Consider the following 17979-nt stretch of genomic DNA (forward strand, 5'->3'; position numbering starts at 1 on the left):
ATGCTATTATGATCTTTTTAACACAACCCGCTTCCAAAAATCCTGTATAAATCCTAACCCGTAGGCTATCAGTTGAGTTAAGGCAGCAATAACGCTCAAAAATGCGATTTTTACTGATTTGTTTTTAAACAGCGAGTGAAAAAATATTAACAATATATAAACAACTGATAAGCCGTTGCAAAGTTTTGCAATGGGCCACCGGGCAATGTTGGTAACTACCGTAAACACAAGCCATAAAGTAAAAGCTGCCGGAAAAAAATGTACCGCCTTTAACTGATCAGGAAAAAATTTATAAATATTAATGCGTGCCCTGCCAAAAAAATGTAACTGCTTAAAAAACTTAACAAAATCTGTACGGCGTTTGTGATACACTATAGCTTCGGGTATCAATCCTATTTTAAAACCCGATGAATGTATGCGTATGCTATACTCAATATCTTCGCCAAGGCGGGTTATTATAAATCCTCCGGCTTTTTCCCAAACCTGCCGTGATACACCCATATTAAAACTACGTGGATGAAATTGCCCAATGCCCTTTTTGTTGCCTCTTATACCTCCGGTAGTAAAAGGCGATGTCATGGAATAGCTGATGGCTTTTTGAATGGGAGTGAAGGAGTGATGTGCACCGTCGGGACCACCGTAAGCATCTAACCAGCAATTATTAAGTGAATTATTTACTATTTGCAAATAATTCTCCGGTATAAGGCAGTCTGAGTCAAATATGATAAAATAATCGCCTTTTGCCCGTTCAAAGCCATAGTTACGTGTAAATCCCTGGCCCTCGTTCTCTTTTACAAAATAGCGGATATTTAACCGGTCGGCAAAACTGTTAACAATTGTTTCTGCAGAATCGTTAGAGCCATCTTCAATTACCAATACCTCAAATTGCCTGTAGGTTTGCAGCGTTAAAGTATTAAGTAGTTCGCTGATCTCCTGCGGGCGGTTATATAGAGGTATGATGATAGAAAAAAACATGTATGCTTTTTAGGTATTACTAATTTTAAAGAATTAAAAATATTACCAATGGTTAAACAATCGCATTTGGCGGATCCTTAAATTGTTTCTTCGATCTGATATTTGTTTCGTTCACTTGCGCTCCGGGCAACTAATTCTGCAACAAATCCTGTCAAAAATAATTGTGAGCCTAATATAATAGCTACAAGTGCAAAATAAAATAACGGGTTATCAGTAGGTTGGCGGGGTATTACATGATGCGAAAGATCGTAAAGTTTTTCAGCGATGAGATAAATGGCTAAAATCATACCTGTAAAAAAGCTAAGTGTCCCCATCGAGCCAAAAAAGTGCATAGGGCGTTTGCCAAACTTACCCACAAAAAATATAGAAAGCAGATCCAAAAAGCCATTTACAAAGCGGCTCATGCCAAATTTGGTTTTACCGTATTTACGCGGACGGTGCTCAACTACCTGTTCGCCAATTTTAATAAATCCAGCCCATTTAGCTAATACAGGTATATAACGGTGCATTTCACCATATACCTCTATGTTTTTCACTACAGCTTTACGGTAAGCTTTTAATCCGCAGTTAAAATCATGCAGATTATGTATGCCGCTCATTTTACGGGTTGCGGAATTGAATAATTTTGTAGGAATGGTTTTGCTTAAAGGGTCGTAGCGTTTGGCTTTCCAGCCCGATACCAGATCGTATTTATCTTCGGTTATACGTCTGTATAAATGCGGTATCTCGTCGGGGCTGTCCTGCAGATCGGCATCCATCGTAATAATCACATTACCTTTGGCAGCTTCAAATCCTGTGTTCAAAGCAGCAGATTTGCCATAATTGCGCCTAAACTTAATTCCTTTTATAAAAGGGTTACCCTCTTTTAGTTTCACAATCATATCCCATGATCCGTCGGTACTGCCATCATCAACTAAAATAATCTCATAGGAGTAGTTGTTCTCGCTCATTACACGGCTTATCCATGAGGTAAGCTCCGGTAATGATTCAACTTCATCGTAAAGTGGTACTACAACAGATATATCCATTTATCAGGAAAAAAGAATATGCTTGGGTTAATTAACGCAATGCCTGCAAAAATATAAAAAACATGCAACCTTTAGCTAAGTTTAAAAATCCCGCTGCTCACTTTCCGGAAAATTAATATATTAGCTCGAAATCAATTTATTTCAAGTATGAAAAGCCTCTATTCCATTGTCTTGCTTTTATTTATTGCAGGGTCTTTTACAGCTAATGCCCAAAATTCCGACAAATCTGCATCCAAATACGATCAGCATAAAGTATTTAATCCTCTTTTTTATCAGGGAAAAGGTAACGAATTCAGGTCAGCATCGGGTACGCCGGGCCCAAAATATTGGCAAAACCATGCTGACTATAAAATAAATGTTACGCTTGATACTGCAGCACACCGTGTATCCGGCAGTGTACTCATAACTTATACCAACAACAGTCCGGATCCGCTTGATTTTCTGTGGCTGCAAACCGACCAAAATATTTACCGGGAAGATTCAAGAGCTCAGGCTACCAGTTCGGTAGAAGGCGGCCGATTTGTAAATACTTCATTCACAAAAGGCGACGAAATAAAATCAGTATCAGTGTTAAAAAACGGCAAAACTGAAAAAGCAGATTATCTGGTAACAGATACCCGTATGCAGATTAAATTGAAAGATACATTACGGGCGGGCGGTAATAAAATTCAAATTAAGATAGACTACGCATTTGATATTCCTGTATACGGTACCGATAGGATGGGACGCTTAAACACCAAATACGGCTGGATATATGAATTAGCCCAATGGTATCCGCGCATGGAGGTTTACGATGATATAAGCGGCTGGAACACTATTCCTTATTTAGGATCATCGGAGTTTTACCTGGAGTATGGTAATTTTGATTACAGCATTACCGCTCCTGCGGATTTGGTAGTTGTTGGCTCTGGCGAACTGCTTAACCCGCAGGAAGTGCTGACCGCCACTCAAATTAAACGCCTGGCATTGGCTAAGGCGAGCGATAAAACCGTTTCTATAAAAGATAGTACCGAGGTTAAAAGTGGTAACGCACATCTTAACAAGCCGACGCTAACCTGGCACTTTTTCTGCAAAAATGCACGCGATGTATCATGGGCCGCATCAAAAGCATTTATTTGGGATGCAACTCGTATCAACCTATCTAATGGAAAAAAATCACTGGCACAATCAGTGTATCCGGTTGAGAGCGCCGGGAACGAAGCCTGGGGACGCTCTACAGAATATGTAAAGAACGCCATTGAATTATATTCATCAAAATGGTTCGAATATACCTACCCGGTAGCTACCAATGTAGCTGGCAGGGTTGGGGGTATGGAGTATCCGGGTATTGTATTTTGCAGTTACCAAAGTCAGGGTGGTGGTTTATGGAATGTTACCAATCATGAATTCGGGCACAATTGGTTCCCGATGATTGTTGGATCAAACGAGCGGAAATATGCCTGGATGGACGAGGGTTTCAACACTTTTATAAATGATGTAGACACCAAGGAATTTAACAAAGGAGAATATTACGAAAAAACTGATGAGCAAAGCAATGCGCCTTCTAATTTTAGCGAAGGGGCTGATGCTATAATGAATACGCCCGATGTGATTCAAACAGATAACCTGGGTGTATCGGCTTACAGGAAACCTGCCCTTGGCTTAACTATCTTACGCGAACAGATCTTAGGTGAAAAGCGTTTCGATTTTGCCTTCCGCACCTATATTAAACGCTGGGCTTTTAAGCACCCTACACCCTGGGATTTTTTCCATAGTATGGATAATGCTGCAGGTGAGGATCTGAGCTGGTTTTGGAACGAATGGTTCCTTACCACCTGGAAACTTGATCAGGGAGTAAAAAGTATCAATTATGTAGATGATGATCCTGCAAAAGGATCGCTTATTACTATTGAAAATAAGGAAGAGATGGCACTGCCTGTTACTGCACTTATAAAAGAAGAAAACGGGAAAACTGATACAGTAAAGTTACCTGCCGAAATATGGGAGCGTGGTGGCGTATGGACATTCTCTTATAAATCAACCTCAAAAATTCAATATGTAATACTTGACCCTGACCATGTGCTGCCGGATATTAATCCGGATAATAACAGTTTTAGTGGTATAATGGTGCCTGAGGGATACAGCGCAAAGAAAGTTATCGACAGTTATTTGAATGCTATCGGCGGGGAGGATAAAGTAAAAGACGTAAAAGATATTACCGTAAAAGCTAATTCACAATTACAAGGGATAGGTATTGAAATGACAACCAAAAGCAAAACACCTGATAAATATTTTGAGGATATTATAGCGCCGACTTATAAGGGTTTTGTAGTAGAAAATCTGGTAATTAATGGTGATAGTTTACGTATTAAACAACTAAACAAAAGCGTGCCGGTTGATAGCGACGACAAAAAAGGAGCTATAGAAAGATACAAGACTTTCCCTGAACTGGATTATGGTAAGAGCGGCTATACAATGGAATTAGCCCCTAACTTGCAGGTTATTGATGGTAAACTCGCTTATTTAGTAACCGTTACCAATGCACAGGGTGTAAGGGTTAAAAACTATTACGACCAAACAACGGGTTTGAAATTAAAGCGTATCACTGATGCCGAAGGCACAACCCCTACAATGTATGATGATTATCGGACAACTGCTTTTGGTATAAAAGTGCCTTATACTATTAAGATGAGTATAGTTGGTTATCCGGTTGAGTTTAAAGTGTCAGAAGTATCCGTAAATACTAACGTAAGTAATGACACCTTTAAATAAAATGGCTATCCAAATAATATTTCGGCGTGCATATTTTATCGCTACCTGTTGTTGTGCTTTTTGTTTAACCGCAAAAGCGCAACAACAGGATACGGTGGCATATTATATGAAAAGCCCTGGGGAAATTGCTGTTAGTAAAGACTCTGCGCAATTTATTCGTTTGTTAATTACCCCTCATGAAAAAACAAATGATATGCTGACTACTGTAAATGATTTTTTTATAAATGGTAAGCAAAAGTTGATGGCGCAAACATTCAAACAATCTGTTTATGAAGTTGAAAATGGTTGGAATGGAAGTTATATCGAGTATTTTGATACAGGTAAAAGGAAATGTATAAAAACTTATAAAAGCGGTAAGCTCATAGGCGAGAGCGTGATATACTATCCTAATGGTAAGCTATATAATGAGATCATCTATAAGGATACTGTTGCCTACTTAAAAGAGTGCAGGGACACAACAGGTAATGTACTTGCCGAAAATGGCAATGGTAAATGGATAAAGCTCGATTCTAAATATTCCTATATAGCCAATGGCCCCGTTGTTGATGGAAGGGAAGATGGGGAATGGAAAACAATTAATAGCGGGGGTAAGGAAGAGACAGGAATTTATAAGAATGGTATTTTAATTTCGGGGGATACTAATGCTTTTGTAAATATGGATAATATCTTTATCACTGTAGATACACCACCCGCATTTATTGGAGGTGAGTTGGCATTTTACAAATTTTTAGCCAAAAATGTAAAATACCCGACAAAAGCCCGGGAAAATAGGATACAAGGAAGAGTGATAATTCAATTCGTTGTTGAAAAAGATGGGACGCTTACTAATTTTAAAGTGATACGTAAAATGGGATACGGAGGTGAAGAAGAAGCCTTAAGGGTACTAAAATTGTCACCTCCATGGAAACCGGGTATGCAAAACGGTGCGCCGGTTCGGGTTCAGTATAGTGTACCTATATCATTTTCAACATCGGATAGCAATTAACTAATCAAGCCCCAATATCTTACTTGTGCGAGCTCTGGTAGCGTCAGCGAGGGCTTCATCTTTAACTAATGATTTCCCGTAGGAGGGGATCATTTCGCTGAATTTTTCCTGCCATTTAATAATATTCGGATGGTTTTTAAAACAGCGTCCAATCAGATCAACCATAATAGGTACCGAGGTAGAAGCCCCCGGTGATGCGCCCAATAAAGCAGATATACTACCATCGGCAGAGGTAACCACCTCCGTACCGAACTCTAACTTCCCCGTACGTTCAGCGTCTTTTTTAATGATTTGCACACGTTGCCCGGCAATATCCAGATCCCAGTCGCTGTCTTTGGCGTTTGGATAATAATCTTTTAAAGCGTTCAGTTTGTCGGCCGGCGATTGTAAAACCTGGCTTATTAAATATTTTGTCAGGTCGAAATTATCACGACCAACAGCAAGTAGCGGTAATATATTATTCAATTTAATAGATCCGAAAAGATCCCAAAGCGAGCCTTTTTTCAGAAAACGGGTAGAAAATCCGGCATATGGCCCAAATAATAAAGAGCGCTTTCCATCAATCATCCGCGTGTCTAAATGCGGTACAGACATAGGTGGCGATCCCACAGATGCTTTACCGTACACCTTAGCACTGTGTTTTACTACTATATCCTGATTTTTGCACACCAGCCACTGCCCGCTAACCGGGAAACCACCAAATCCCTTACTCTCCGGAATGCCCGATTTTTGGAGCAAGGTTAATGCACCACCGCCGGCACCCACAAAAACAAATTTGGCATTCAACTTTCTTTTTTGTTGGTTGATAGTATCAGTAACGGTAATTTTCCAGCTATTATCTTTATTCCGGTTTAAATTATTAACCTCATGGTTCAGGTGCAGACTTACGTTTGTTTTCTGTTTTAAATTATTAAACAGGCTACGTGTTAACGCGCCAAAATTAACATCAGTGCCAATATCCATATAGGTGGCAGATACTTTTTGGCTTTTATCACGTCCGTCCATTATCAGTGGCATCCACTTTTCCAACTGCTCATGATCCTCAGAATAAAGCATATCCTTAAAAAAGTGATGCTTTATCATGGCATCGTAACGCTTTTGAAGAAAACTAACTTTATCATCTCCCCAAACAAAGCTCATATGGGGTATTTTATTGATGAACTCTTTAGGCTCGGCCACATAACCCTTTTCTATCAAAAACGACCAGAACTCTTTAGTAGTTTCAAATTGTTCCGCAATTTCTATAGCCTTCCTGATATCAACTGTTCCGTCACTTTTTTCTTTGGTGTAGTTTAATTCACAAAAAGCGGAGTGCCCGGTTCCTGCATTATTCATTGCGTCCGAACTTTCTTCAGCAACCTTATCTAACCGCTCAAAAATTTCTATTGATATATCGGGCTGCAGCTCTTTTAGCATTACCCCAAGTGTAGCGCTCATAATACCTGCGCCTATCAAAACTACGTCAACTGCTGTATTGGAACTATTATTATTACTCATGTTACTATTGAACGTAAAGATACATCCAAATATATTATTAGATAGATGAAACCGATTTTTATGAAGTTTTTATGATTGTATTTTGCGCTTACTTGCAAATACATTATAAAACAAGTTATACCAAACAATCCGCAAACGGGCAATTTTACTAAATTTTGCACAAAAAACCTTATTTGTATCAAGGTATTTATAACAAGATATAAGTCTTAAAGTTCCATTGAGTAGTAAACAGCAAAAACTTTATACGCTAAAACCTGCGTTACCCAATTAGCAAAATATTATTTAGCCGTATTCATGCTAACTACATTATTAAATTTTGAGAAATTTATATTTTTAGATAAGATTTATAAAAATAAAACCTATAAATATTATGCATGCATAAAAATTTATAGCTGATTTTTAAGGGATAAATCATCTATTTCCAAATTCCTCGGTTTATTCCTGACATTTTATTGGTATTTTATTAGATTTTTATTGGTTTTTTAAAAAATTATTATTATTTCTATGGAATTCATAAAAAAAAATTAAATTCGCAATATAAATAGAGATTTAATACTCACTTAAGAACTATAATTAAACTAAAATTACAAATTCATTAAAATGGCAACTAAACTTGAGTACATCTGGCTTGATGGTTACAAACCTACACAGAGCTTGCGCAGTAAAACAAAAATTGTAACTGATTTCGGCGGAACATTAGAAGAATGTCCTGACTGGAGTTTCGATGGTTCTTCTACCGAACAAGCTCCGGGTGGCTCATCTGATTGCGTTTTAAAACCGGTATTTATTTGTAAAGATCCGCAACGCAAAGATGCTTATTTGGTAATGTGCGAAGTGTTAGATTCAAAAGGGGAGCCACACGAGTCAAACGGACGTGCCACCATCATGGATGATGATAACGATTTTTGGTTTGGATTTGAACAGGAGTATTTCTTATGGGATCCTGAAACTAACAAACCACTTGGTTTCCCTGCCGGTGGTTATCCTGCACCTCAAGGCCCGTACTACTGCTCAGTTGGCGCTAAAAATGCTTACGGTCGAGAAATTGTGGAAGAGCATCTTGACGCTTGCTTAGAAGCAGGCTTAAATGTTGAAGGTATTAATGGTGAAGTGGCCGCAGGCCAATGGGAATTCCAGATCTTCGCTAAAGGTGCTAAAGAAGCAGGCGACCAAATTTGGGTAGCTCGTTATTTATTAGAAAGAATAGGCGAAAGCTATGGTGTTTCTATTAACTGGCACTGTAAACCGTTAGGCGCATTAGATTGGAATGGTTCTGGTATGCACGCTAACTTCTCTAACACTACGCTTAGAACTTGCGGAAGCAAAGAAACATACGATAAAATTTGCGAAGCGTTCCGTCCGGCTGTTGCTGAATGTATTGCAGTGTACGGTGCTGATAATGAGCAGCGTTTAACTGGTAAGCATGAAACTGCCGCTATTACTGATTACAGTTACGGAATATCTGACCGTGGTGCTTCAATCCGTATCCCACTTTACACCGTACAAAAAGGATGGAAAGGCTACCTGGAAGATCGTCGCCCTAATTCAGCGGCAGATCCGTACAAAGTAGCTGCTGTTATTATTAAAACAGTAAAATCTGCAGGAGCTTAAAACTGACTAACTATTATTATATGATCCCCCGTGTTTAATTACCGGGGGGTCTTTTTTTTTGCCGCATATATTCCCCATAATTTCCTGATGTAATTTGCTTTAAATTTTCTATAGGTAAGTTATAATGATATAGCCATGCTTTTACTGTGTCATTATCAGTTTCAATAAGGTGCTTTTGCCTTATATACAAATTGGGTTGCTCTTCCTCCGGTCCGTTGCCTTCATAAATATCAAGTTCTCTTAAAATTTCCGGGTTGCCTATCTTATAGATGTTACCGTATACATATCCGGCATTGTTATCAACTATTAAACCCGGATACTCGCCAATATCATAAAGCCGTCCCTTTATTTGGCCTTTATTATAAAAAGAGCAATGCATATTCAAATACAATGTAAATTTATTATGCTGCTGCAATAGGGTGCCGTACACAAACAAAAATTCAGTTTCCAAAGTTTTAAGCATGTAATATAACTTTAGCCGTAGGGGATATAGCAAAAATATATTATTCATTTTTGCTTTTATCTTTCTTAAATTGGCATTTTATACCAAAATAATGAATAACGAACAGGTTATTGCTTACATCAAAGAAAATAATATCCAAAAAATAAAATTTGCCTTCGCTGATACTGACGGCGTATTAAGGGGTAAAATTATCAGTCAGAAGAAATTACTTGACGGCTTGCATACCGGTTATGGTTTTTGCGATGTAGTGTTTGGTTGGGACAGCAGCGACACCTGCTATGATAACGTCAATTTAACCGGGTGGCATACCGGCTACCCTGATAAACTCTGTTATATCGATCTGTCTACCTTTCGCACAATCCCCTGGCAAGATGATATTCCCTTTTTTATAGCAGATTTTACCGGTCCTAACGGCAATACTGTACCTGCCGATCCCCGTAGTTTGTTGAGGAAGATACAAAAGCAATGTAGTGAAATGGGCTATCATGCCGAATTTGCTCAGGAATTTGAGTGGTTCAACTTTTTAGAAACCCCGCAAACCTTACAGCAAAAGGACTTTGCTGATTTGGAACCTTTAACACCGGGCATGTTTGGGTATTCGGTGTTGCGTACATCACAAAACAGCGGTTTTTATTACGATCTGTTTAACTTGTTAACTAAGTTTAACATACCGGTAGAGGGACTGCATACCGAAACCGGACCCGGGGTTTACGAGGCAGCAATTGAGCATTGCGAAGTGTTGGAAGCGGCAGACAAGGCAACGCTTTTTAAAACAGCAGTGAAAGAAATTGCCAGCTTAAATGGTATAACCGCCACCTTTATGGCCAAATGGAACGAGAACCTGCCCGGTTGCAGCGGGCATATACATCAAAGCCTTTGGAATAGAGATCTTTCTGAAAACTTATTTTACAGCGGGAATGATGCCAATAAAATGAGCGAGGTGCATAAACAATACCTTGCCGGGCAATTATTTTGTATGCCGCATTTATTGCCAATGTATGCGCCAACCATAAATAGCTATAAACGGTTAGTAGAAGGAGCATGGGCACCTACCACCATTACATGGGGGATAGATAATCGTACAACGGCTTTAAGAGTTATAAACACCGCACCGCAATATACCCGTTTAGAAACCCGCATCCCCGGATCAGACACCAACCCGTATTTGGCAATGGCTGCGGCTTTGGCGTCGGGTTTATATGGCATAAAAAATAAGCTGGAACTAGATATCAAACCAACAACCGGGAATGGTTATCAGAATAAAAGCAGTGGACAGTTGGCATCAAATCTTTTTGATGCAGCTACCGCTATGCAACAGTCTGCCATAGCAAAGGAACTATTTGGTAACGATTTTGTGGAGCATTTTACGCAAACCCGCCTTTGGGAGCACCGGCAATATGCAAAAAGTGTGTCGGATTGGGAATTGAAAAGATATTTCGAAATAATTTAAACTATTACGCCTGCGTGTAGTAACAATGCTGAGTTTAATATTCGATAATATTAATAATATTGCAGGCTAAATAACCTAAATGGACGCTTCCGTTGTAATAAAAAAAGCCTGGGAGGGGTACGATTCCTCTAAGAAGATCAGGAGTATTGATGATATTAGTGCTCGCGTATCAACAAACCTGGTATACCGTATAACATTTGATGACGATGACATCATAATTGCCAAGTTATCCTACTTTGGTAAGTATGAGTACTTTAAAGAAGATCACCGTATAATCCATACCTTGTCAAATAATCTGCTGTATCCTTACGAAAGTTTTTTGGCCAAATCATTACTAAAAAACAACCGTGTTTATATTTATCGGTATAAACAGGATAAAACGGATGCCTGGGTAGTGTTTTATAACCCGACACGGGTATTGGAAAGGTTACCCCGCCGCCTTGATGAAGGTATGATAAAAAAACTGGGGCAGCAGGCAGGGAAATTTCACAAAGCTTGTGCCCGTGTTAAAAACGTATTGCCTAAATCATCTAAAACATTACGTACTGATATTGACAGCCTGTTGTTGCAATTGCAAAAAGATGAAACGCTTTTTGGTACACCTATGCAGGCCGATTTTTTGAAATATCATTGTGAGTTGTTTTTACGCAACCGTTCAAAATACAACATGAACTCTTTTGAGATCATCCCTGTGTTTATAGATTGGAACATAGGCAACTTTTCGGTTACGTCAAAACGGGAATTATATTCCCGCTGGGATTACGATTGGTTCAGGATGAGCTATCGTGTGCTCGATTTTTACTTTTTTAGCAGGGTGGTATCTGACGCGGGCGACCGAACAGCTTTTAGTTATGTAATAGGCCCTATGATGGAAGAACGGTTCATCATTTTCCTGAAAGAATACCATAAAATTAATCCGCTTACTGCTGATGAAATAAGGTTTTTAAAAGAAGCCTATCGTTTTTTTATACTAAATTACGTCATCAAGAACGGAAAGTTTTTTTTCAATGAGTATTATGCCCAAAAATTGCAGGCAGAAGCTTTTGATATTTACCTGCCATCGGTTGACAGGGATTTTAATGCCGATAAAATTATTGAAGCCCTTAAATTAAAATAACATACCTGTTTATGAAACGTATCGACGATTTTAAATCAATCATAGATCATTATGAAATTATTTTCTTTGATGCGTTTGGGGTAATAAAGAATTATAAAGGATTACTACCGGGAATAGAGAAAACATTTCGATATCTTAAAGAGCAGGGAAAAGAATATTATGTGGTAACTAATGACGCTTCCCGCAGTCCTGCGCAATTAGCGGCATCCTATCACGAAATGGGCCTGGATGCCATTACCGCGGACCGTATTATTTCATCGGGCATGCTCACTAAAGAATATCTTGATCTGAAGGTTGACGAAGGGATTGTTGCCTATCTCGGTACCAAAAGCTCGGCTCATTATATTGATAGCGAAGGTTTGCATACCCTACCTGTTAGCAGTATAGATGAAAGTAACATTGATAAAGTAAATGCCCTTGCGTTTTTAGATGACGAGGGATTTGATTGGTGTAATGATCTTAATAAAACGGTAAATCTTTTACGTAAACGCGCCATCCCGGCTATAGTGGCTAATACCGATCATGCTTACCCGCTTAATATAAATGATATAGCTATTGCCATTGGGGGAGTAGCGAGCATGATAGAAACTATAGTAGGTAAAAAGTTCATTCGTTTTGGCAAACCCGATTCGCAGATGTTTATGTTTGCTTATGACCTGATACGGGAGTACAGGAGTATTAATAAAAAACAAATTGTAATGGTGGGCGATACCCTGCAAACAGATATTTTAGGAGGCAATAAATTTGGGTTGGATACTGTTTTAGTACTGTCTGGCAATACACGTTCGGCTGATGCAGAAAACCGCATTAATGCAACCGGAATTTTGCCCACTTATATTTGTGATTCGGCTGTAATTGGGCCTATAGAATTAGACCTTTAAATGATGAAAATATTTATTAGTTTTTTTGTTTCCCTCGTAGTAGTGTTAAGCACTGCGTCGGCACAAACTGCGCCTAAAACATTTACAAATCCATTACTACCCTCCGGGGCCGATCCGTGGGTAATACAACATAATGGCTATTATTACTATACCAACTCTACTCAAAATAACCTGGTGATCTGGAAAACAAAGGATATGAGTGCTTTGGCTTCGGCTGAAAAGAAGGTTATATGGGTGCCACCCGCTAATACCATGCATTCCAGAGAATTATGGGCACCTGAATTACATTATATCAATCATAAATGGTATATGTATTTCGCGGCGGACGATGGTGATAATAATCATCACCGTTTATACGTATTGGAAAACAGTGCACAGGATCCTTTGAAAGGAGAGTGGATATTTAAGGGCAAGGTAGCCGATGCTTCCAATAAATGGGCTATTGATGGCTCCGTATTTACTAATAAAGGCAAGTTGTACATGATATGGGCCGGATGGGAGGGTGATACCAACGGACAGCAGAATATTTATATTGCGAAGTTGATAAACCCCTGGACAGTAGACGGTAAACGTGTAAAACTATCAAGCCCCGATTATGAATGGGAAAAGCATGGCGATCTAAACGATACTAACCTGCCGCATGTAAATGTTAATGAAGGACCTGAACTTTTAAAACATAACGGAAAGTTATTTCTTATTTATTCGGCAAGTGGTTGCTGGACAGATTTTTATGCGTTGGGTATGTTGAGTGCCGATGCTAACGCCGATCTGCTCGATCCTGCTTCATGGAAAAAATCTTCGGAACCTGTATTTAAACAATCACCTGAGAATAGCGTTTATGCTCCTGGTCATAATTCCTTTTTCAGGTCGCCGGATGGTACCGAGGATTGGATATTGTATCATGCAAACGACAAGCCGGGCTTAGGCTGTGGTAAATATCGTTCACCAAGGATGCAAAAATTTACCTGGAATAAGGATGGTACCCCTTATTTTGGTGTGCCTGTTAAAGCAAATGAACCTTTACCTGTTCCGTCAGGAACTCGTTAACTAACCGATATCTGTGATAAATTGTAAAAAGATTATGCAAACACCAATTAAAAAACCAATTTTAGCTATTGCTTTAGCCTGCTGCGTTTTTGCGGCTTGCGACAGATCTGCTAAGAAAACCGAAGCCACCATGACTGACACTACCACAACCGCGCAGTTACCTGCCGATTCCGCTTTCGAAAAAACTATAGACGGTAAACAAACCCATTTATACATCCTTAAAAATAAAAACGGGATGGAAGCAGCCATGACCAATTACGGCGGCCGGGTAGTAAGCCTTTTAGTGCCGGATAAGAACGGAAAAATGACAGATGTGGTTTTAGGGTTCGAAAGTGTGGAGGGTTTCCAAAATTCAAAGGAGCCATATTATGGGGCAACTATAGGCCGGTACGGTAACCGGATTGCAAAAGGGAAATTTACTTTAGATGGCAAACAATATACCTTATTTACCAATAACGGCCCCAATACATTGCACGGCGGTAAAAAAGGCTATCAGGATGTGGTGTGGGATGCCAATCAGTTGGACAGCAGTACATTGGAACTTACTTATCTTTCAAAAGATATGGAGGAGGGTTTTCCCGGTAATTTAAAAATTAAAGTAGTTTACAGCCTTACCGATGATAACGCGCTAAAAATAACCTATGAAGCCACAACTGATAAAAACACGGTGGTTAATTTAACCAATCACGCCTTTTTTAACTTGAATGGCGAGGGTAGCGGAACCATACTAAATCATATTGTGCAAATTGATGCCGATAAATATACACCCGTAGATAGTACCCTTATCCCAACAGGGAAAATTGAGCCTGTTGCGGGCACCCCGTTTGATTTTACTAAACCAACTACTATAGGCGCACGCATAAATAATGATAACCAGCAATTAAAAAATGGCAATGGCTACGATCATAATTTTGTGCTGAATAAACATGATATGAATACACCAATCGCAACGGTTATCGGTGATAAAAGCGGTATTGAAATGCAGATATTTACCGATGAGCCGGCCATGCAATTTTACAGTGGTAACTTTATGCAAAGCATGAATGTAATGAAACGCGGAATAAAAGACGCGTTCCGCACTTCATTTGCTATGGAAACTCAGCATTACCCGGATTCACCTAATCAACCAAATTTCCCTTCTACCGAATTAAAGCCAGGCGAGGTTTATAAAACACAATCTATTTATAAATTTTCTGTTGTAAATAAATAAGGGATAAATAAATTAAATAGTAAAAGGCGGTCATTTTTATGGCCGCCTTTTTATTTATAGCAGCTTTTGGTTCAAGCGCTTATAATCTTCAGTGGTGTCAATGTCTGTTTCCCCTTCAGGAAATGGTACTTCAGCCACAGCATCGGGATATTGCGTTAATAGTTGTTTTGCACCTGCCTGTCCGCTTAGTTCCAATAATTGCGGGAAATACTTTTTTTCAAATAATGCAGGTACTCCGCTTATATTATGATAGTTAGAAGCAATAATACCTTTACCGGTGGTTTTCTTTTTATCGATTAGTTGGGTTAGTAGTTCGGCATTGGCAAAGGGCTGATCGCATAGCATTACAATTACTGATGTTACTTCGGGATAATTTTTTTCGAGGTCGGTAATGGCCAGGCGGATAGAGGAGGACATGCCTTCTTCCCAGTGCGCGTTATGTAATACGTTTGCGGGTAAGTTTTCTATTGTCGGCTCAATATGTTCGGCATTCGCGCCTAAAACAACCAATACCATTTCCGTTACCGCTAAGGCATTTTTTATAGCGATCTGTAAAAGTGTTTGGCCTTTATATTCAAGGGTTTGCTTCGGCCTGCCTAATCTGCTTGATGAGCCCGCAGCTAAAATAACTATTGCCGTCATGAATCTATAATTTAGTGTCGGGGAGTACTTGTTGCAATATTTGCTCATCTTGCCGGTTGTGTACAACCGTTTTATAACGTAACGATGCACCATTGCGCCGTTTTAAAACAGCTTGTATTTCTGCTATAATTGATAAGGCTATCTCATCGGCATTTTCAGAACCAATATCTAAGCCTGAAGGGCCATAAACGTTATTTGAATCGCCGTTAGCAATAGATTTGTCGGTTTCTCTTATTTCATCCAGCATGCGGTTCAATCGCTTTTTGGGCCCTAAAGCACCTATGTAGGTTAAATGCATCGGTAAAAGTTGCCGGAGCATAGCCATATCATAATTATAATTGTGCGTCATCAGTACAAAAACGGTACGGTTATCAATGTCGATACCGCGTAATGCGCCCTCTGGTTTAGCAACAATAAGTTTTCCGGCGTTGGGGAATCTTTCTTTCACAACATAATTAGCCCGGCCGTCAATCACGGTTACCTGCCACCCCAATATAGTGGCCATTGCTGTAAGAGGAATGGCATCATTGCCGGCACCTATCACTATGAGCGACACCTCCGGTTGTAAAAGCTCAATAAAACAGGTGTATTTATCCTCATAAATGTAAGTCTTGGTAACGGAATTGCCGTTCTTTAAAACATCTTGGGCATCAATAAGTAACGCTTCTTGAATTGCCTTATCCGGAAAGGCCCCCGTTAGCTTTTTGTTATAATCCAATAATGCGCAGGTGCCTGGCTGCGGCGCCTGTTTGTCGTTCAACGAAAACAGGGTGATCAATACCACAGGCTCGCGTTTGCTTAAAAATATGTTAAACAGGTTTACAGGGTGGTTAGCTGCTTTAACGTCTATCGGCTCTATCAAGATATGGATAATGCCGTTGCATCCTAACCCTACACCTAATTTTGCATCGTCCTCGTCAGTGGTATCATAAGTAACCAGCATTGGTTTTTGCTGTACCATAACAAGCCTGGCCTTGCGTAAAGCGTCACCTTCCAGGCAGCCACCGCTTATGGCTCCTGTTAGTTGGCCATCTTCAGTAACCAGCATACGGGCACCTGCCCGTCTGTACGATGAACCTTCTACGTATACAACCGTCGCTAATGCCGACCGTATGGCTCTTTGCTCAGCCAGCTCAAAAGCTTTTACAATATCTTTTAATTCTTTCAATTTAAACCCGTGCTTTACTAATGCTAAGATACGGTATATTTCAACCCCATAAAAAACGACAATTAATAAACATAGTAATCGTTAACTTTACCTATGTAAAACTTTGATCACGACGTATTGTTCAAGGTATAATTCAACTAATATTAAATCACTTGCTTTTAGATAATCACGGTAGAAAAATTAATTACCTGCGGCTTGCAGTAACAGACCGTTGTAACCTGCGGTGCTTTTATTGCATGCCAGAAGATGGCCTGAACTGGTTATCCCGTAAAGAATTAATGACCTATGAGGAAATGCTGAGAAGCTGTTCTTTACTGATTAAAATGGGGGTTGAAAAAATACGTATTACAGGAGGGGAGCCTTTTGTACGTAAGGACATTATGCAACTGCTTACCTCAATTTCTGAATTAGATGGACTGCAGGAATTAAGCCTTACTACTAACGGTGTGTTAACTGCGCCTTATGTCGCCGAATTAAAAAGGATAGGGGTTCGTTCGGTAAATTTAAGCTTAGATACATTGGATGCCAATCGTTTTTTAGCAATTACCCGTCGTGATGAATTTGCTAATGTAATGGAGTGTTTAGAGCGCCTGCTGGATAATGATATGGAGGTGAAGATAAATACCGTCGTAATGGCGGACAAAAACACACAGGATATAATTCCGTTGGTTGAGCTGACCAAAGAATTACCCGTAAGTGTTCGTTTTATTGAGGAAATGCCCTTTAATGGTGATGGGCACAGCTACAGCGGTATACAATGGGATCATATTCGGATATTGGACGAAATAAAAAATAGGTATCCGGCTATCCAAAAAATACCTGATCCGCTTTATTCCACAGCTTACAATTACCATATTCCGGGGCACAAGGGCAGCATTGGCATCATAGCGGCATATAGCCGTACCTTTTGCGGAACCTGTAATCGTATACGCATAACACCTCAGGGAATACTGAAAAATTGCCTGTACGACAACGGCGTTTTAAATATTAAAGATCTGATACGCTCGGGAGCTGGTAACACACAAATAGAAGATAAACTGCGTGCAGTTTTCAACAAGCGGGAAAAAAACGGATGGGATGCGGAGCATAACAGAGTAATAAATCCGGATGTTCACGAATCTATGGCCACTATTGGTGGTTAATAAATAAACTAA

15 protein-coding genes are annotated in these 17979 nt (G+C 39.5%); 9 read left to right on the forward strand and 6 right to left on the reverse strand.

Annotated features, from left to right (window positions below; translation table 11 throughout):
• Positions 1-6: 6 nt before the first annotated feature.
• Positions 7-975 (reverse strand): glycosyltransferase, encoded by a 969-nt coding sequence (locus tag I5M19_RS06880; RefSeq protein WP_200065467.1) that lies wholly within the window; start codon positions 973-975, stop codon positions 7-9.
• A gap of 77 nt (positions 976-1052) precedes the next feature.
• Positions 1053-2003 (reverse strand): glycosyltransferase family 2 protein, encoded by a 951-nt coding sequence (locus tag I5M19_RS06885; RefSeq protein ID WP_200065468.1) that lies wholly within the window; start codon positions 2001-2003, stop codon positions 1053-1055.
• Between the two features lie 147 nt (positions 2004-2150).
• On the opposite strand from I5M19_RS06885, the gene I5M19_RS06890 reads away from it, so the two are divergent.
• Both I5M19_RS06890 and I5M19_RS06895 read left to right on the forward strand, forming a co-directional pair.
• Positions 2151-4754 carry a M1 family metallopeptidase gene (locus I5M19_RS06890; protein ID WP_200065469.1) on the forward strand — a complete coding sequence of 868 codons (2604 nt, stop codon included), beginning with the start codon at positions 2151-2153 and terminating at the stop codon, positions 4752-4754.
• A 106-nt stretch (positions 4755-4860) separates the two neighbouring features.
• Complete coding sequence (locus tag I5M19_RS06895) at positions 4861-5739, forward strand: energy transducer TonB (protein ID WP_200065470.1); 879 nt, start codon at positions 4861-4863, stop codon at positions 5737-5739.
• Here the strand turns inward: I5M19_RS06895 and mqo are convergent, their stop codons facing one another.
• Positions 5740-7236, reverse strand: coding sequence for a malate dehydrogenase (quinone) (gene mqo, locus I5M19_RS06900; RefSeq protein ID WP_200065471.1), 1497 nt, complete (start codon positions 7234-7236; stop codon positions 5740-5742).
• Positions 7237-7836: 600 nt separating this feature from the next.
• Between mqo and I5M19_RS06905 the strand changes: the two genes are divergently transcribed.
• Entirely contained in the window at positions 7837-8847 is a 1011-nt protein-coding gene (locus I5M19_RS06905; protein ID WP_200065472.1) for a glutamine synthetase beta-grasp domain-containing protein, read from the forward strand.
• 34 nt (positions 8848-8881) lie between these two features.
• Here I5M19_RS06905 and I5M19_RS06910 read toward each other — a convergent pair whose 3' ends face one another.
• Positions 8882-9310: a gamma-glutamylcyclotransferase family protein gene (locus tag I5M19_RS06910; RefSeq protein WP_200065473.1), complete on the reverse strand. Its 429-nt coding sequence runs from the start codon at positions 9308-9310 to the stop codon at positions 8882-8884.
• Positions 9311-9401: 91 nt separating this feature from the next.
• Between I5M19_RS06910 and I5M19_RS06915 the strand changes: the two genes are divergently transcribed.
• The 5 genes from I5M19_RS06915 to I5M19_RS06935 all read left to right on the forward strand — a co-directional run bounded on the left by I5M19_RS06915 (position 9402) and on the right by I5M19_RS06935 (position 15015).
• Positions 9402-10760, forward strand: a complete 1359-nt coding sequence (locus tag I5M19_RS06915) for a glutamine synthetase family protein (protein WP_200065474.1) — start codon at positions 9402-9404, stop codon at positions 10758-10760.
• A gap of 79 nt (positions 10761-10839) precedes the next feature.
• Positions 10840-11877: a hypothetical protein gene (locus I5M19_RS06920; RefSeq protein WP_200065475.1), complete on the forward strand. Its 1038-nt coding sequence runs from the start codon at positions 10840-10842 to the stop codon at positions 11875-11877.
• An 11-nt stretch (positions 11878-11888) separates the two neighbouring features.
• The gene (locus I5M19_RS06925; protein ID WP_200065476.1) at positions 11889-12758 is read left to right on the forward strand and encodes an HAD-IIA family hydrolase; all 870 of its coding nucleotides are present in this window, start codon (positions 11889-11891) and stop codon (positions 12756-12758) included.
• Positions 12759-13805, forward strand: coding sequence for a glycoside hydrolase family 43 protein (locus I5M19_RS06930; protein ID WP_200065477.1), 1047 nt, complete (start codon positions 12759-12761; stop codon positions 13803-13805).
• A gap of 34 nt (positions 13806-13839) precedes the next feature.
• Complete coding sequence (locus I5M19_RS06935; RefSeq protein WP_235985777.1) at positions 13840-15015, forward strand: aldose epimerase family protein; 1176 nt, start codon at positions 13840-13842, stop codon at positions 15013-15015.
• Positions 15016-15069: 54 nt separating this feature from the next.
• On the opposite strand, the gene I5M19_RS06940 is transcribed toward I5M19_RS06935, so the two are convergent.
• Positions 15070-15657 carry a nucleotidyltransferase family protein gene (locus I5M19_RS06940; protein WP_200065478.1) on the reverse strand — a complete coding sequence of 196 codons (588 nt, stop codon included), beginning with the start codon at positions 15655-15657 and terminating at the stop codon, positions 15070-15072.
• Positions 15658-15661: 4 nt separating this feature from the next.
• Positions 15662-16825, reverse strand: a complete 1164-nt coding sequence (locus tag I5M19_RS06945; RefSeq protein ID WP_200065479.1) for an XdhC family protein — start codon at positions 16823-16825, stop codon at positions 15662-15664.
• Positions 16826-16977: 152 nt separating this feature from the next.
• Here I5M19_RS06945 and moaA point away from each other — a divergent pair, with 152 nt between their 5' ends.
• The gene (moaA, locus tag I5M19_RS06950) at positions 16978-17967 is read left to right on the forward strand and encodes a GTP 3',8-cyclase MoaA (RefSeq protein WP_200065480.1); all 990 of its coding nucleotides are present in this window, start codon (positions 16978-16980) and stop codon (positions 17965-17967) included.
• The last annotated feature ends 12 nt before the right edge of the window (positions 17968-17979 follow it).

This window comes from Mucilaginibacter segetis (assembly GCF_016522075.1).
In the GTDB taxonomy this organism is placed as follows: domain Bacteria; phylum Bacteroidota; class Bacteroidia; order Sphingobacteriales; family Sphingobacteriaceae; genus Mucilaginibacter; species Mucilaginibacter segetis.

Coding starts and splice junctions, on each gene's coding strand:
- I5M19_RS06880 (WP_200065467.1), bottom strand. CDS start 975: ATGTTTTTTTCTATCATCATACCTCTATATAACCGCCCGCAGGAGATC.
- I5M19_RS06885 (WP_200065468.1), bottom strand. CDS start 2,003: ATGGATATATCTGTTGTAGTACCACTTTACGATGAAGTTGAATCATTA.
- I5M19_RS06890 (WP_200065469.1), top strand. CDS start 2,151: ATGAAAAGCCTCTATTCCATTGTCTTGCTTTTATTTATTGCAGGGTCT.
- I5M19_RS06895 (WP_200065470.1), top strand. CDS start 4,861: ATGAAAAGCCCTGGGGAAATTGCTGTTAGTAAAGACTCTGCGCAATTT.
- mqo (WP_200065471.1), bottom strand. CDS start 7,236: ATGAGTAATAATAATAGTTCCAATACAGCAGTTGACGTAGTTTTGATA.
- I5M19_RS06905 (WP_200065472.1), top strand. CDS start 7,837: ATGGCAACTAAACTTGAGTACATCTGGCTTGATGGTTACAAACCTACA.
- I5M19_RS06910 (WP_200065473.1), bottom strand. CDS start 9,310: ATGCTTAAAACTTTGGAAACTGAATTTTTGTTTGTGTACGGCACCCTA.
- I5M19_RS06915 (WP_200065474.1), top strand. CDS start 9,402: ATGAATAACGAACAGGTTATTGCTTACATCAAAGAAAATAATATCCAA.
- I5M19_RS06920 (WP_200065475.1), top strand. CDS start 10,840: ATGGACGCTTCCGTTGTAATAAAAAAAGCCTGGGAGGGGTACGATTCC.
- I5M19_RS06925 (WP_200065476.1), top strand. CDS start 11,889: ATGAAACGTATCGACGATTTTAAATCAATCATAGATCATTATGAAATT.
- I5M19_RS06930 (WP_200065477.1), top strand. CDS start 12,759: ATGATGAAAATATTTATTAGTTTTTTTGTTTCCCTCGTAGTAGTGTTA.
- I5M19_RS06935 (WP_235985777.1), top strand. CDS start 13,840: ATGCAAACACCAATTAAAAAACCAATTTTAGCTATTGCTTTAGCCTGC.
- I5M19_RS06940 (WP_200065478.1), bottom strand. CDS start 15,657: ATGACGGCAATAGTTATTTTAGCTGCGGGCTCATCAAGCAGATTAGGC.